The organism is Paenibacillus sp. 1SOY10 (assembly GCF_056836745.1).
Window position 1 is genome coordinate 1 of sequence record NZ_JBXENK010000009.1, and the last position, 15,548, is coordinate 15,548.

12 protein-coding genes and 1 pseudogene are annotated in these 15,548 nt (G+C 48.2%); all 13 read right to left on the bottom strand.

The window, feature by feature from the left end; genetic code table 11:
- Positions 1-353 precede the first annotated feature (353 nt).
- A pseudogene (locus AC1VOR_RS18045) lies at positions 354-476 on the bottom strand (IS30 family transposase); the annotation flags it as partial.
- A gap of 54 nt (positions 477-530) precedes the next feature.
- On the bottom strand, positions 531-2,264 hold the full coding sequence (cydC, locus tag AC1VOR_RS18050) for a thiol reductant ABC exporter subunit CydC (RefSeq protein ID WP_482620115.1): 1,734 nt from the start codon (positions 2,262-2,264) through the stop codon (positions 531-533).
- Positions 2,252-4,033 (bottom strand): thiol reductant ABC exporter subunit CydD, encoded by a 1,782-nt coding sequence (gene cydD / locus AC1VOR_RS18055; RefSeq protein WP_482619824.1) that lies wholly within the window; start codon positions 4,031-4,033, stop codon positions 2,252-2,254. The genes cydC and cydD overlap by 13 nt, the downstream gene beginning before the upstream one ends.
- Before the next feature lie 41 nt (positions 4,034-4,074).
- Positions 4,075-5,088: a cytochrome d ubiquinol oxidase subunit II gene (locus AC1VOR_RS18060; protein ID WP_482619826.1), complete on the bottom strand. Its 1,014-nt coding sequence runs from the start codon at positions 5,086-5,088 to the stop codon at positions 4,075-4,077.
- Positions 5,085-6,449: a cytochrome ubiquinol oxidase subunit I gene (locus AC1VOR_RS18065; protein WP_482619828.1), complete on the bottom strand. Its 1,365-nt coding sequence runs from the start codon at positions 6,447-6,449 to the stop codon at positions 5,085-5,087. The genes AC1VOR_RS18060 and AC1VOR_RS18065 overlap by 4 nt, the downstream gene beginning before the upstream one ends.
- A gap of 186 nt (positions 6,450-6,635) precedes the next feature.
- The gene (locus AC1VOR_RS18070) at positions 6,636-7,106 is read right to left on the bottom strand and encodes a DUF4358 domain-containing protein (RefSeq protein WP_482619830.1); all 471 of its coding nucleotides are present in this window, start codon (positions 7,104-7,106) and stop codon (positions 6,636-6,638) included.
- Positions 7,107-7,146: 40 nt separating this feature from the next.
- Complete coding sequence (locus AC1VOR_RS18075) at positions 7,147-8,292, bottom strand: DHHW family protein (RefSeq protein WP_482619832.1); 1,146 nt, start codon at positions 8,290-8,292, stop codon at positions 7,147-7,149.
- A 12-nt stretch (positions 8,293-8,304) separates the two neighbouring features.
- Positions 8,305-9,711 (bottom strand): MBOAT family O-acyltransferase, encoded by a 1,407-nt coding sequence (locus tag AC1VOR_RS18080; RefSeq protein WP_482619834.1) that lies wholly within the window; start codon positions 9,709-9,711, stop codon positions 8,305-8,307.
- A 26-nt stretch (positions 9,712-9,737) separates the two neighbouring features.
- Positions 9,738-10,385, bottom strand: a complete 648-nt coding sequence (locus tag AC1VOR_RS18085; RefSeq protein WP_482619836.1) for a GDSL-type esterase/lipase family protein — start codon at positions 10,383-10,385, stop codon at positions 9,738-9,740.
- A gap of 352 nt (positions 10,386-10,737) precedes the next feature.
- Complete coding sequence (locus AC1VOR_RS18090) at positions 10,738-12,549, bottom strand: sensor histidine kinase (protein WP_482619838.1); 1,812 nt, start codon at positions 12,547-12,549, stop codon at positions 10,738-10,740.
- Positions 12,546-13,220 carry a response regulator transcription factor gene (locus AC1VOR_RS18095; protein WP_482619839.1) on the bottom strand — a complete coding sequence of 225 codons (675 nt, stop codon included), beginning with the start codon at positions 13,218-13,220 and terminating at the stop codon, positions 12,546-12,548. The genes AC1VOR_RS18090 and AC1VOR_RS18095 overlap by 4 nt, the downstream gene beginning before the upstream one ends.
- Positions 13,221-13,282: 62 nt before the next feature.
- Complete coding sequence (locus AC1VOR_RS18100; RefSeq protein ID WP_482619842.1) at positions 13,283-14,590, bottom strand: alpha/beta hydrolase family protein; 1,308 nt, start codon at positions 14,588-14,590, stop codon at positions 13,283-13,285.
- Between the two features lie 41 nt (positions 14,591-14,631).
- Positions 14,632-15,243 carry a TetR/AcrR family transcriptional regulator gene (locus tag AC1VOR_RS18105; RefSeq protein WP_482619844.1) on the bottom strand — a complete coding sequence of 204 codons (612 nt, stop codon included), beginning with the start codon at positions 15,241-15,243 and terminating at the stop codon, positions 14,632-14,634.
- Positions 15,244-15,548: the final 305 nt, after the last annotated feature.

Consider the following 15,548-nt stretch of genomic DNA (forward strand, 5'->3'; position numbering starts at 1 on the left):
GTTAATTTAGCCATATTACCGTCAAAACGGGTATATCGGTGACTTTATAGGGAGGAATTCCATATAATAGTCGTTTTCCGGCAATAATCCGCTAATTAGCGGGAGGATTTCCCGTTAATCAGCGGATTATTGCTAGATAGATGGAGGTGGGAACAGAAGAGTCCGCTTTCCCCTCCATCATCCCCTACCCACCAGCAATCATAATTGCGAGACTGGAACGGCGCACAAACCCAATTATCTCCACGCCGCACCATAAGCTGCTTCCATACCATGTGCCTCTTTAGAAACTGCGAAGAAAACAAATTGGCCCTTCGACTTGAGCACATGTTTTTCTATAAGACGAAGACGGATTGTCAAGCCAAGTGCGACAGTTCCTCTGAAAAGGATTCGTGAGCGGTTCTCCAGCCCAAGCATTTGCGTGGCCTTTGGTTAATCAAGCGCAGCGCGTCCTCCAAGGCTTCATCGGTAATTTGGGCGAGAGCGGTTTATATGGGCTGATCTGTGCCTTTGCACCTTGACTAAGACGTGAACTAGGATGCTTCTATCTCTGCTAGCAACTGTAATTCAATCTGCTTCATTTCATAAAAATACCCCTTACCATTCATCAGTTCATCGTAAGTTCCCTGCTCAACCACTCGGCCTCGATCCATGACCACAATCTTGTCCATCACTTCAAGGCCCGCGAGCCGATGGCTAATCATAATTAATGTATCTGCGGCGGCCTGTTCAAATAGCTGGTTCAACACAAGTCGCTCGGTCACGTAATCCAATGAGGAGGTCGGTTCATCCAGCAGCCACAGCTTCCCGGATCGCAACATCACTCTTGCCAAAGCAAGTCGCTGCTTCTCTCCATCTGACAGATTTTCGCCCTTCTCCAACACCGGAGCATCAAGCTCCAGCCCTTGGAGCTGCGCTCTCTGCAGAGCTACTGACAATGCTGAATCATCGCAGTGCTCTTGCCCCGCCAACATGTTCTCACGAACTGTTCCACGAAAGAAGTGACCTTGCTGAAGCACCACATTCGTATGCCGCCAAATATCCCCTTCATCCAGCGCCTTGACAGAGATGTTGTTCAAGCTGATACTGCCTGCCGTTGGGATATGAAGCTTGAGCAATAGCTCCAGAATCGTTGTCTTTCCCGATCCGCTGGGTCCTACAATGGCTGTCTTCGAGCCTGCTGGTAGCTCCAGAGAAATATCAGACAGTACAGGTCTCCATTCGTCCTTGTACTGAAAGCTTACCCCGGCAAGTTCAATAGAGGGAGCATCTGGCGGCATTTTCCCCAGGACCTCTTCACTCGAACTCAAATTCTGACCTGGGGGGATGCTCTGCTGAAGGCGTCTGGCGGCATATTCACTATCCTGCTTATATGCAGGCAAGATTGCCATTGGAGCTGCCTCCTCAAAGACAGTGTTAGTCGCCATCACAAGCATGGCAAGAAATACGCCAGCCAAGGAGCCCTGCATAATTAAATAGCTTCCCAGCACCAACACGCCCCAATAAATTAAAAAGGTGACAAACACGTGAAGCGACTGCCCACGAAGCAAGCCACTTGCTTCCCGTCTCTGACTGTCTGTCAGCTCTTCAGACATTTGGCGGAGCCTGTCTCCCCGTTTCGTCAATTGACTATACAGCTTCAAATCACGGAAGCCATAAAGCAGTTCAGCCGCCTCGGCAGAAAAAGCTGCTCTTTGAGAACGCACTTGCTCATGAATTTTACTTCGTCCGGCCAGAACAATACCCGGAACCACAAAGGCCGTTAACAGCATCCCAACCACCAGGAGCAGTGCAATCCATATCGAAAAGGCAGAGGTGAAAATAACCGTAGCCAGAAATACCATCACCACCATGATGGGAGGATAGACCACACGCAAAAAGTAAAATTGAAGGCTTTCAATATCCCCAACAATCCGCGCAAGCAGCTCTCCACTGCGTGTACGATTTAACAGGCCGGGCACCAAGGGAACCAGCTTGGAAAAATAAGATACCCGCAAGCGGCTGAGCAGGGAGAAGGTTGCCCGGTGAGAATACAAGCGTTCTCCATACCGGCTTGCCGCACGGACAAAACCCAGCACCTTCACCAGCGATGTAAGCACAATCAGCGTGTAAAGAGGCGGAGCGAATACCGTTTGCGAAATAAGATACCCGCTTGTGGCAAACAGAACAACACCTGCAATACCAGCGATAAACCCTCCTAAAATGGACATTAGAATGTCTCTTCGCTCTTGAAGCATCAATTTGGTGAAAATCGTCAGCTCCTTGATGATAATCCCCCCTCTCGCTGGGCAGTGACCAGCTCGGCATATTGCGGAAGACGTGTAAGCAGCTCTTCATGCGTTCCACTATCTGCCACCTGCCCCTTCTCCATATAAAGAATCCGGTCGGCATGACGAATCGTATACAAGCGATGCGCCACAGTAATGACAGTCGCTTTCCGGGCAAGCTCCGAGATAGAACGCTGCAATATCTTCTCCGTCTGCACGTCCAGCCCTACGGTTGGCTCATCGAATAGCAGCACGGAGGGCTGCTTCAAAAACGCCCGGGCCAAGGCCAGCCGCTGCCGCTCGCCGCCAGAAAGCCCTCTTCCCCCATCACCAATCTCCGTATCGTAGCCATACTCAAGCTCGGAGACTAGCTCAGTCAAGCCCGCCGCATCAGTTGCAGCAACAATCTCCTCACGGGATACCGCCCGCCCTGCCCCCAGAGCGATATTGTCAGCAAAGGTGCCTGCGAAAATGTAAGGGTGCTGTGTAATATAGCCTATATGACGAAACCATAACTCTTCCCCAAGCAGCGCAAGGGATTGGTGCTGAATAACCACCTCCCCGGATGCAGGAGTAAGCAAGCCGGACAACAGGTGCAGCAGTGTAGTCTTTCCCGATCCGCTTCGTCCAACCACTGCAATCTGCTCGCCAGGATGAATGGTTAACCTTCCAGTATTCAGCTTGAAATGCTCATATTCAAAGCAGACATCCTGCAATTCAATAACAGGAGGCCTTTCCGCGAACTGCTGCTCCAGTTGCTTCCGTGCTAAAGCATCCATGGCGTCAGAAGCCTCATGCTGCGGATCATCCTCCACCGTCTCAAGCATCTCTTCGACCTTTCGGATCGCTCCCATGCTTGTCCGCCCGCTATGAAAAGCCGTCCCTGTATTTTTCAATAAATTATAGAACTCTGGCGCTAGCAACAAAACCAGCAAGGCGGTGTGAAAGGTGAGTGTCTTGAATACGACCAATTGCAGGGCCAGCTCCAGGGCCACCACTCCAATTCCCATCATCACGATAGCCTCAAGCATAAACGTATTCGTAAAAGCGATCCTCAAAATCCCCATAGTCGCATCACGATAGTTAAGACTACTACGCTCAATCCGCTCCTCCTGACGTTTAGTCCATCCAAACAATTTAAGCGAAACCAGACCTTGCAAAGAATCAAGAAATATGCCTGAAAACTGAGCTAACTGCTCGTACTTCTCCTCCGATTTCCGCTTGGTGCTCAAGCCTACCAACACCATAAATAGAGGAATGAACGGCGCCGTAAAAAGGACAATAAGACCTGAATTTGGATGCAGAATAAATAAAGAAATCAGTAGAAGCACGGGGATAAACAGTGCCTCTATCATCTTGGGCATATATTGGCTGAAATAGCTGTCCGATTCGTCAACAGCATCCAGTGCCACACTGATCTTCCCCCCTGCCTGTCCTGCCAGTGCACCAGCTAGAGAGCTGCCTGTCAGCCTGGCAAGCAGACGAGATCTCATGATCTGCTTGGCTGTCGCCGCCATGCTGAGCCCCATTCTTCCACTGGCATAGATCAGCAGCACCCGAATTGCCATTACCAGCAGCAAATAGCCAAGCGCGGCAGTCACTCCCCCCAGCGTATCTCCTTCCACAAAGACGCGTTGCACCACTTCGGCCAATAGCACAGCTTGAGTGATCAAGGCCGCGCCCAGCCCCAAGGACAAAATTGCCAAAATGACAAGCCGCTTTCTTTGTGCAGCCATCAGTGCGGACAGTAAACTTGCCTTCCTTCTCACTCCAAGCCCTCCTACTCCCCTATCTATTTTCAAACGTGTCTTTAACGCTTCCCCTTCACATAATCTGCGTCAAACAGGAACAGCCTTAATACAAGAATCAGAGAAGGAATGAGCAGCAGCAGCCCTCCGATAAAAGCAGCCACTAATGCAGTCCCCATCGCAGGCGATGTAGCGCCGTTGTGAATGGTGATATACGGATCAAGAATGTATGGGTACTGCCCGATGCCATAGGCGAAGAAGGCAAACAAAAACTGCAGCATCACACTTATAAATGCCAGCCCGTAATGAGTTCCTTTGTAGAAAAGCCACTGCGCAAGCATAAAACATATAATTGACAGGCCGAGCAGCCACCATAAATCTATCATGTTCTGAAAATGCCTCTCATTATGCTGACTTAGTGAAATAAAGGAGGTAAGCGCAGCAATAATCGTTGGCGTCCCCCATAACAGTGTGTAGTTCCTCATCAGCTTCAAAGCCGGAAGATCCCCGGCTCGCGATGCGTAGAAGGTGAGAAAGGAGCTGCTGATGAACAAAACAGATACAATGGCCAATCCAACGATGCTCCAGGACAGCGGACTGGTCAGAAGCTTCATATAATCCAGAGATACCGAGTTGTCCCCGGCCACGATAAAGCCGCCCTCGGAAAGTGTAAGCGCCACTGATAGGGCAGCCGGAATGAACAGTCCGGTCGCTCCATAAAGAAATAAGTAGAGCTTGCTCTCCTTGGAGCCATAGTTCTCAAAGGCGTAGAAGGAGCCGCGTATCGCTAAAAGTATAATCGCGATGCTCCCCGGCACAATCAGCGCAGAGCCATAATAATAAGCCGTATCCGGGAAGAAGCCTATAATCCCCACGAAGAAAAAGACAAAGAAAACATTGGTTATCTCCCACACCGGGGACAAATAGCGCGAAATCAAACGATTAAGGAGATGATCCTGCTTGGTATGCCGTGCATAAAAGGCAAAGAATCCGGCTCCATAATCAATAGAAGCTACAATAAGATAACCATAAAGAAACACCCACAATACGGAAATGCCGACTAATTCATAGCTCATCTTCTGACATCCCCCGCTTCCTTCGACTTAAGGTGGTTAGCTCCCGCCGACTTCTCCATCTCCAGCTCAGCCGGATTGTTACGAAATAATCTTCGCAGCACGAAGACACAGATCGTCCCAAGCACGATATAGAGCAGCAAGAACAAGAAGAAGAGAATTCTTACGCTGGGCGAGGTTGTAGCCGCTTCTTCCACTCTCATGTAACCGCGAATAATCCAGGGCTGGCGACCGATCTCGGCATAGAACCATCCCAGCTCAACCCCCAGAAAAGCGAAAGGAATACAGCCAACGATTGCCCAAAGAAGCCATCGATTCAGTTCATTGCGCTTCTTCCATATTACGAATAGGAAATACACAGCCGGAATAGCAACCAGCGCTGCGCCTGCTCCAACCATTAAATCAAACAAGTAATGCACAATTAGCGGCGGCTGCTCATCTGCTGGAAACTCGTCCAATCCGGTCACCTCGGCATTAAAATCCCCAAAGGCCAGAAAGCTGAGCGCCTTGGGAATATGCAAAGCCCCCATAATTTCCCGTTCACTATTCAGCCAGCCCAGCAATATGAGGTCTGCCCCTCGCTCCGTTTCAAAATGCCACTCCGCGGCAGCCAGCTTCTCCGGTTGATGCGCTGCCAGAAATTTAGCTGACATGTCTCCGGCCAGGGTAGTGAGCACACTGAAGATCAGCAAGACAGACATCATAAGCCGCAAAGCCTTCTTGGCATATAGGCTGGCTCCCTTTTTCAGAATAGAAAAAGCAGCAACCCCCGCGAGCAAAGCGGCTCCTGTGGCGTAAGCCGATGTCAGCACATGGAATACCTTAGAGGCGGTAGCTGTATTAAACATGGCCTCCAGCGGCTGAACCGCAATAAAATGACCCGCTTCCATCACGAACCCTTCCGGTTGATTCATGAAACCATTTACGGTTGTAATGAAAAACGCTGACATGCTCGCCCCCGCAACAATAGGCAAAGTAAGCAGCCAATGAATGTAGCGATTTCGAAACCGATCCCAGGTATACAAATAGATGCCTAGAAAAATGGCTTCGAAGAAAAACGCAAACACCTCCATAAATAAAGGAAGGGCAATTACGTTTCCGGCAAGCTTCATAAAATTAGGCCAGACTAAGGCTAATTGCAAAGCAATCGCCGTCCCTGTAACGACTCCGACAGCTACAGAAATGATGAATCCTCTTGTCCACCTTTTGGCCATTAATATATAGTGTTCGTCTTTTTTCCATATTCCCACAAATTCCGCGATTGCAATCATTAAGGGAACTCCAACTCCAACCGTGGCAAATATGACATGAAAGGTTAAGGTTAAACCCGTTAGCCACCTGCTCCACAGTAGCGTATCAATCATCTTGAATAATCGCTCCTCCCAATGTCCCTATCCATTCTATTTTTTATAATTTAATTATTTATTATACCCAGCTCGATGACACACTAAAAATTCAAAGCACCTCAGTTCATCAAAAAGACATTACTTTGAGGAAAATGTGTGAATTCGAGGGGATTATAGTGACTTTTTTAACAGCTAATTCCCTACCTATCTCCACACCGCATCATAAGCTGCTTCCATACCATCTGCCTCATTAGAAACTGCGAAGAAAACAAACTGGCCCTTCGACTTGAGCACATGTTTTTCTATAAGATAATATTCCTCAGGGCGGTAGTCCTTGAATTTCACGGTTTGCGCCTGAATTCTTTGTTCGATTTGTTCCATCACCCCAGCAATTTCACGGATATCCTTGACTTTCAGGATGGCTAGTTCGTCTGCCTTGACGTTGGAGGTCGCTGTGTACAGGACGAAGTCCTCAAGCGTTCCCGGTTCGATCCCGTACCATTTTCGCAATTCCCCCTCATCTCGTAGCTGCATCCCACTGAAATCAACCTTTTGCTCCATCTGATCTTGAATCTCGGCAACAGTCAATGCTTGCCCGGCAGAATTACTTGAACAGGCACTCAAGAGTCCGATGAACACTATAAATCCAAGCAGGACCCACTTTTTGGACACCATAATACTTCCTCCATTCCATATAAATTCATCTTACCAGTCATCACGATATTTCCTCCATTACGTTCAAAATCGACGGGTCTTCAAAGAAGGTCTTGATGTTATAAAGGATTACCATGTCCTGAAACCCACGCTCACGTATCAAATCTAGCAGCGAATCCGTAAAGTAACGGAGGTCGACCACGTCGATTTCTCCATAATGCTGGGTGAGGAAGGGAATCAAACTATTGGCGTAAGAGTCCTTGACCACCAATAGCTTTTTCTCAGGTGGCCCACCAGTCACTATGCGAATCAAGGCATGATTGCCATCCAGAAAAACAGCGTATTTATCCTTTTCATCCAGTCGGTTCTCGGCATACAGCGAGTCTGTAACCCGGCCTTCTTCGTCATACGATACCTTGATGGACTCTTGCTCCCTGGGAAGATAAAGCCCGATTGAGTCTGCCGAGAGGTGGCGATAACCACTCTTGGAATAAAGGGAGCCATAGAATTCCTCCGTCGCCAAGTGAATACGAAATGAATCCTCATTCTGGGGAACGACTCCCAAATGTCTGGCCAACTCACGGTAAGCGTAATAGGCCCCCTTCGTGGTCCAGTGATGGTCCGTCCTATAGTAGATGGATTGGCTCCGCTTGGGATACAAGGCAGCGTAAGCATCAGCAAACTGGATACCTTCTGGCAGCAACGCCTTCAACTGCTCCACATCCGCAAGTTGGTTGCCCACAGGAGCATGTGCGGGAAGCTTGTCAGGGTACAGCGCAGCGGCAGTTGGCACAAGCATCAGCACTTTATGCAGCTCCGGCGTAGCCTGGTCCAAAGCCGCCATCGCCTGGCCCCGCTCTTCCAGTTGTGCAGCAGAGGGAGAGAGGTATTGCTCCATCAAGTATCCCTCCTTGCCCAGAAAAACACCCTGACTCTCTCGTTTGCCCAAGGCACGGTCTACGTCCGTCTTCATCCCCATCCAAAGATTGCGAAAAGCCACCTGATCCGACGTATAACGTTCGTAATCGGTCGTAAACTGCCCCGACAGCAGAACTCGCAGCGAGAAGCTTGGCCGTCCCTCCAGCACGCGGTTCTCCGTCTCTGAGAAGGTTTTTTCAGGTGTCAGCATCGTCGCCAAGGCAACCCCGCCAATATATAGCAGTAACAACAGACCCATCAGGGAGGTTGAGCTAACCCTGCGTCTCATCAAGCTTCCCCCTTAGAATCGGAAATATAAAAATGGATTATAGGTTTGGCCGACTAAGTAAGCCGTCGACAGCAGTAGAGCCAACAGATACAGAAGCGGCAGGACCGCCACAGAGACTGGGCGTCGTCTGAAGGTCCAGCGCAGTAGCCATAGACGTGGGAGTGGTGTAGCACATAGTGCAGACAGCGCCAGTATCAGGCCATACGCGGATAAATCATAAAGTGCCTGAGAATTCGCCCACCCGCTCGCAGCCCCGCCAAACATACTCTTCACAAACGTCCAGGCCGTCTCCATTTGCTGAAATTCAAAGAGTACCCAGCCGATGGCAACGGCCAAAAGTAAATATACATGTTGCCCTGGACGCGGGACATATTTTAGCCAACTTAACAAAAAAAGCTTCTCCAGCGTGACCAGCCCTCCGAAGAACAGCCCCCACGCTATAAAATTCCAACTGGCTCCATGCCATAAGCCCGTCATGAACCAGACAATGAGTAAATTCCGTAGCTGCTTGCCCATTCCCGTCCGATTCCCGCCGAGGGGAATATAGACGTATTCGCGGAACCAGGAGCCCAGCGAGATATGCCAACGTCGCCAAAATTCGGTCATACTACGAGAAATATAAGGGTAGTTGAAATTAATTTTCATATTGAATCCCAGCATTTTAGCCAAGCCTCGCGCCATGTCTGAGTAGCCACTGAAATCAAAGTAAATTTGCAAAGTGAACGCAGCGATTCCCAGCCAGGCCCCCAGCATACTCATTTCGTCTGCGGGCGTAGCCTTAACGCTGGTCCATAACAGGCCAAGGTTGTTGGCTAGCAGCATCTTTTTGGCTAAACCGCGTATAAACAATTCCGCACCTTTACCAAAGCGCTTCAGCGTGAGGTTACGCGAGACCAGTTGCCGTGCAATATCGCCATACTTGACGATCGGACCTGCTACCAGTTGAGGGAACAGCGTTACATAGGTACCGAAGGCGATCAAATTTCGCTGTGGCTGCACCTTTCCCCGGTAGACATCAATGATGTAGGACATCGTTTGGAACGTGTAGAACGACAGACCAATAGGCAGCGGGAGATCGGCGGCTTGCAGATGTAGGTGGAATAGCCCGTTTAGATTATCAATAACGAACCCGGCGTATTTATAAAAACCGAGAATTCCTAAATTCCCGGCTAAGGAAATCAAGAGGACCAGCTTGGCTACATGCCGTCGATGTCTGAACCGCTCAATCAGCAGTCCGTTGGCATAATCGAACACCGTAGAGAACACCATGAGCAAGATATAAAGCGGTTCTCCCCACGCATAGAAAACAAGACTGGCTACCAGCAGCACTGCATTTCTCAGCCGCTTGGGCGAAATGTAGTAGACCAGCAGAACCATCGGCAAAAATTGAAACAGGAAAATCAAGCTGCTGAAAACCATCGTTCTCCCCTCCTATGATCTGGACTTCATTGGAAAGGAGGGCTCAAATAGTCAAGCAGAAGCGGATAAAACGCAGCCTGAAAATGAATCCCATCCGTGTCATACAAATCGGTGTGTTCCGCAACAAGAGAGGTCAAATCGACATATTGAACCTGCTGCTTCTCGGCAAGTGCCTGAAGCCCTTGGTTATACTCTCCGATCGTGGCATAACGCGGCTCCTGCTGCTCCGCTTCGGCCGTGACTGGCAGCACCGACAGTAGAGATATGCTTGCATCCGGCAGCCCGCCTTGAATAGCGTCAATCAGTCGTTCATAATGGGTCATCGAATGTTCTATCGGCTGATCGGTCGGCCAAAGAATATCCGTGGAGCCTAAATGAATATAGACATGCTCAGGCTTGCGGGCAATCAACTGGTCAACATCATCCTCCATCATAGTAAATTCTGCTGTTTTTCCCGCACCGGCCAGTACATTTTCCTCGTTTAATACATCGTGATAGCTCAGCCCTTCCGTGATCGAGTCCCCCAGGAACACGCTTGTCCCATACTGTTCTTTGTAGTTTAAGGGAAGCTCCACTTGCCCCGTATTGGCTTGTCCTCCGTTATCCTGTCTTCCACAAGCCCCCATCACTAAAGCCATGGCGATCAGCAGTATTCCTAATCCTGTTCTCTTCATCTCTTCTATCCCCTTTCGTTGATCTATATGAGTTGAACTTATGATTAAGGCGAAGAAGCAGACGAGAAAATGTTCTTACGATCGCTGTTGCTCATGGATTTCCTTTATTCAATAAATTCTTATAAGGTAGAAATCCATTCACAAAGGCGAACGCTCCGCTTCTTCCAGAATCATTTTCTCTCTTGCTTGTTATGCCTTTTCTTTGATTCAACTTATCTACAAGAGGAATAGTACAGGAGTGATATGCAGTTTATGTGCAGATCAGTTGCAGATGAAATAAAAAAAGCGCAGAACCTTAAGTTCTACGCTTTACTATGTGTATCTAAGTGGAGCAAATGACTTACTCCTATTTTCAGTTCGACTTATATAGCTCAAAATAAAACTGTACGCCCTGCTCGGTATTGGTCACTCCGTAAGGTGCACCGTGTAGCTTGAGGATTTGCTGACAGATTGCCAGGCCCAGTCCGGTGCCACCCGTTGAGCGATGACGAGACTGCTCGATCCGATAGAAGCGATCCCAGATTTTGTCCAGTTGCTCCTCAGGGATATGGGTACCCTGATTTTCAACAGTGACCAGAACCGTTTCCGACTGCTCCTTCATCGTGACCAGGATGCTCTCGCCCTCCGGCGTATATCGCACCGCATTGGTGAGAAGGTTGACCAGCACTTGTTCAATACGCTGAGCGTTAGCAACAACCTCGATGGGAGCAAAATCCGTCTGCAAATTCAATTGCTTGCCACTGATGGCGAAGGCCTGCTTGGCACAAACTCGCTCCAGCAAAGCATCCAGACGAAAGACGGTTGTCTCCATCCGATAGGTGCCCGATTCGTATTTTGCCAGCTCCATCATATCGTTCACCAGCAGGCTCATCTTGTGAACCTCTTCCTTCATAGCCGAGAAATAATGGTCCCGCTTCCCGCTATCCGGCTTGTCTTGAATAATGTACAGGCAGCTCTCCATAATGCTGAGCGGTGTTTTTAGCTCATGAGAGACATCCGCAATGAACGCCTTTCTGGTTTGTTCCAATTGCCTTTCCTGTTCAATATCCTGCTCCAGTCGCTGAATGTGACTGTCCAGCATTCGTGAAAGCTCGTTGATGTTCTGCGATAGTTGGCCGATCTCATCCTCTGTCTTCACCGGAATCCGAGTCGCAAAGTTGAGACTGGCCATTTGCCGGGTGGCTTCATTGACACGAAGCAACGGACGGGCAATACGCTTAGCGTAGAAGAAGGAGACCAAGGCTACCAACAACAATGCCCCCAAGGCGATATACAGAAAATACTGGCGCATGACGCCCGCAGCTTCATCTACCGGCTGTAGGGAGGTCATGGCGAATAAATAGGTTGGATTCCCCGTGCTATCGGTAAATCGATTCACAAAGATTTTATAAGGAACGTTATTCCCTATATAATCCATAACGGCTTGGTCCTGCTCAGGCTTGTCCCCATAGAGCAAATTGGCTTGAAATGTCTTCATTTGTTCCAAAAATAAATGATTGGTATACCGGGCTTCCTCTGCTCCCTGAGGTGTTCGCAGTTCGGTTACTGTTCCGTGAACAAGAATACTCGGATAATGCTCGCGATATTCTGATGCACTAGCGAAGCGGGGAACGACTTCATATTCCTTCTGCACGAAGGGTGTATTCTCCAGATGATTCTCATCTCTCAGGTTAGAGCTATCGCGCGCCACTCGCTGCGGAACGAACTGGTTGTCGATCAGGAGTCCTTCTATAGCAATATCTTCTCCAGGCTGAACAAAAACCTCTTCCCGCAGAGGATGATCCTCCCTGAATTGTTCCACATTCATCACAGTGTACAGCGGAATCGTCAGCGTCTTCCCTGATAGAGCGGGCGCTTCTGCTACATCCTCCAGCTTCACCTCGGCTGCAAAGTTACGGGTATCGGAGAGATACCCCGAAGCGTCCAAACGAGCAACCCACGTATTATGATTTTGATAAAACTGTTGTTCGGCTGCATAATCATCCCCGGTCGCTTCCCATGATTCAGTAGATACGGCGCTTAGTGCCGATTGGACGCTTGCAACTTTTTGATGAATATAAAATCGTTCAAAGAACAAAACCTGCCCCACAAATAAACTGGCCAGAAGAAAGAGAGACAAACTGACGATGAGCAAAAACAGTTTAATAACAATACTTTTCCTCATGCGTGTTCCTCAAATTTATAACCTGAACGGATGACCGTCACAATCTGATCGGCATGCTCCCCGAGCTTGGAACGAAGATTACGAATATGGCTGCTGAGCGTCCGGTCGTCACCAATGTAGTCATAACCCCAAATCTTGGTGATGAGCTGTTCCCTGGTAAAAATCGTACCTTTGCTGCCCAACAGGCAAGCCAAAATTTCAAACTCCGTATGAGTCAGATTACAAGGCGAACCTTCCACCGTGACACTTCTTGAAGGCAGATGCAGCGTAATTGCGCCGCCCTCCAATGTTTCCCGCGAAGGATGGCCTTGTTGCCCCTCCAATAGACGCTTCGCCCGGGCCAACAAGATCGGTGGACTACAGGGCTTGACCACATAATCATCGGCTCCCAATTCAAAACCTAGCAGGGTATCGTCTTCATCGGCTCGGGAAGTCAACATCAGGATTGGAACATTGGACGTCTTGCGAATCCGGCGGCATACTGACCACCCATCCAATTCTGGCAGCATAATATCAAGGATAATCAAAGCCACTTCATGTTCCTGGAACAAAGCTAACGCCTCTTTGCCGTCGCCGGCTTCCAGTACCTGATAGCCTTCATCCACTAAATATTCCTTGGTAATTTCCCTTAACACTTGCTGGTCTTCCACAATCAAAATGGTCTTTGACATTTGAATCCCCCATAACCCTTGAGTTAAGACCCATAGTAGCACGGTTATGAGTGGTTACTCAACTAAGGCTGCTTAATCATTTCTACACCGTCAAAAGTAAGACTTTCAATGTCTGCTTCCTGCTTCAACAGGTATTGATCAAAAAATGCCTTGGTATAAGACGTAATAATGTCGCGCTGCTCCATGGCATCACGGGTCCCTCGGGTGGCTTGATTGGTAGTAGTGAACATGGAATCGGAGAAGTCGCTATGAATCACATTATCAATAATGGCAAAGTAGGTATCCTCACTGTTGGTTTCCAACAAGAAGGCATTCGTATTATAAGCGAGCACGGTGCCGAGCTGCATGAACGGTTTCTTAAGGTCGCTATCCAGGGCACCTACCATATTGCCATCCAGGTTTACAGCACCAACAAACCGTTCATCATCACGACTAACAATAGCTGCTGTCGTTCCTCCAAAAGAGTGTCCAAACACCCCCATACCGATGTCAAGCTGGAGTCTTCCCTCAAACATGGAGTCAAGGTCACCAGCATTCATTTTATACAAATGATCTGCGACATAGCGGATGTCCTCGCTCTGCAAAACGGCATACTTGGCAAACTTGACCGCTTCAGGAGCTGATGTCAATTTGCGGGAAATCTCAATAGCTTCTTCTTGCTCAAGCTTGTTAGTCACAATCTCAGGCGGAGTCAGAGTGGCCGTTTCCATGCCATATTTAGTTAGTTCTTCCATGAACTCTTCCGTCATTCCAACCGTTCGTCCATCCTTAAGCTTGTACACACCGCTTTCCGCATGTCCAATGGATATCACGATATACCCGGAGCTGGCCAGGTCTTGAGCGAACAAAGTACCCTGCTGCGGATAAGCACCCGCGCCGTGAGCGAAGAATAACACCGGATATTGCTTTTCCTTCTCGGACAGAGCCAGATCTTCATAGGTCCAGGTCTTAAATTCAGAGTCAAAAAGCGGCTCTCCCGTGGGTGCCCCTAATTTAGTAAGCAGCTCGTTCCTCAGAGAATGAAATTCGGGAAATGCGTATTCTGCCGTAGGCTTGCCTTCATTACTGTCGGCTGGATAGTAAAATAATGCCGTCAGTTCTCTTTCAGAATGATTAGATGCGGTGTACTTGAAGTCCATCTGTGTACGCCCGACGGTATAACTGCCAATCGGTTTGGGGAATTCCTTGTATGCCGTTGTAGAAGTCTCGCTATCTTCTGTTGCGGATGGCTCATGATTTGCGGAATTGGCGCTATTATTTTCCGGCTTAGGCGTCTCCTTATTTGCCGAGTTATTGCTATTTGGACCGCAAGCGGAAAGCATCGTCATTGTGAGAACCATCGCCAAAATCGTTATCAGTAATTTATTCATTATTTCCCTCCATGGATGTTATTCAATCATGTTGACTTCGCTTACTCTTCTTCAAATTCAGAATCTTTGACTAGCCCGTGCAGGAAAAATTGATCAAAATACTTGCGAATCTTGGCTTGCAAGTCTTCGTCTTCAATGCCGGCCTCCCTATAAAATAAAATCAGATTAAACTGCACCGTGGCATAAATATAGGAAATCAAGTCATCGTCAATGTCAGGGCGGAGCTTACCGTCGTACCTTAACTTGCGCAAACTGTTCTTGAATACGGCAATCGACTCGTCCTTGAACAGATCCAGGTATAAGTGAAGCAAGACATCCACAGGCAGATGCATTACGGTCTTGGCGAACTTAAGCTCCAATTCACTTAAAGGCTCAGCCGTATTGTCATAATCCGTAAGCTCAAATACATACTCTTGACCATCTTTCTCTAAGAACGCCTTTCTTTTCTCAGCCAAGCTTACTAACAAGTGATGATAAAGATCATCCTTATCTTTGAAATAGCGGTAAAAGGTTGCCGGATACAGCGACAATGCTTCAAGAAGCTGCTTGATCGTGATCTCTTCGTACTTATGATCTACAAAAAGACGCATGGCCTTATTCATCAGTTCATCCTGTTTTTCCTTATCTAAATTAAGAAAAGCCTGTTGAGCCATTGTTAATCACCTCTTGTTTATTTGTTAATATATTATCAATATAACAATAATATATTATTAAATCAAATTTAATGGTTTTGCAATGGGTTAGGTGTGAACGACAAATAGCCCCCATCGAAGTTAGATGGGGGCTAGATGCTTAATATGGGGGTATGTCTTTAAGTTTTTTTCACTTGTGGGAGGCGCGACTGTATAGCTATGTCTATACGACCATCATATTACGCATTTCAATCCACGCACCTGCATAAGGTGCGACTCTTGCCCACCTCATATTGCATTCCCCGGCATTTATTTCAATCCACGCA

What these genes read in the sequence shown, in the direction of transcription:
- AC1VOR_RS18105 (WP_482619844.1), bottom strand. Translation starts at nt 15,243, where the DNA reads ATGGCTCAACAGGCTTTTCTTAATTTAGATAAGGAAAAACAGGATGAA.
- AC1VOR_RS18085 (WP_482619836.1), bottom strand. Translation starts at nt 10,385, where the DNA reads ATGAAGAGAACAGGATTAGGAATACTGCTGATCGCCATGGCTTTAGTG.
- AC1VOR_RS18095 (WP_482619839.1), bottom strand. Translation starts at nt 13,220, where the DNA reads ATGTCAAAGACCATTTTGATTGTGGAAGACCAGCAAGTGTTAAGGGAA.
- AC1VOR_RS18080 (WP_482619834.1), bottom strand. Translation starts at nt 9,711, where the DNA reads ATGGTTTTCAGCAGCTTGATTTTCCTGTTTCAATTTTTGCCGATGGTT.
- AC1VOR_RS18060 (WP_482619826.1), bottom strand. Translation starts at nt 5,088, where the DNA reads ATGAGCTATGAATTAGTCGGCATTTCCGTATTGTGGGTGTTTCTTTAT.
- AC1VOR_RS18100 (WP_482619842.1), bottom strand. Translation starts at nt 14,590, where the DNA reads ATGAATAAATTACTGATAACGATTTTGGCGATGGTTCTCACAATGACG.
- AC1VOR_RS18065 (WP_482619828.1), bottom strand. Translation starts at nt 6,449, where the DNA reads ATGATTGATACGCTACTGTGGAGCAGGTGGCTAACGGGTTTAACCTTA.
- AC1VOR_RS18075 (WP_482619832.1), bottom strand. Translation starts at nt 8,292, where the DNA reads ATGAGACGCAGGGTTAGCTCAACCTCCCTGATGGGTCTGTTGTTACTG.
- AC1VOR_RS18070 (WP_482619830.1), bottom strand. Translation starts at nt 7,106, where the DNA reads ATGGTGTCCAAAAAGTGGGTCCTGCTTGGATTTATAGTGTTCATCGGA.
- AC1VOR_RS18090 (WP_482619838.1), bottom strand. Translation starts at nt 12,549, where the DNA reads ATGAGGAAAAGTATTGTTATTAAACTGTTTTTGCTCATCGTCAGTTTG.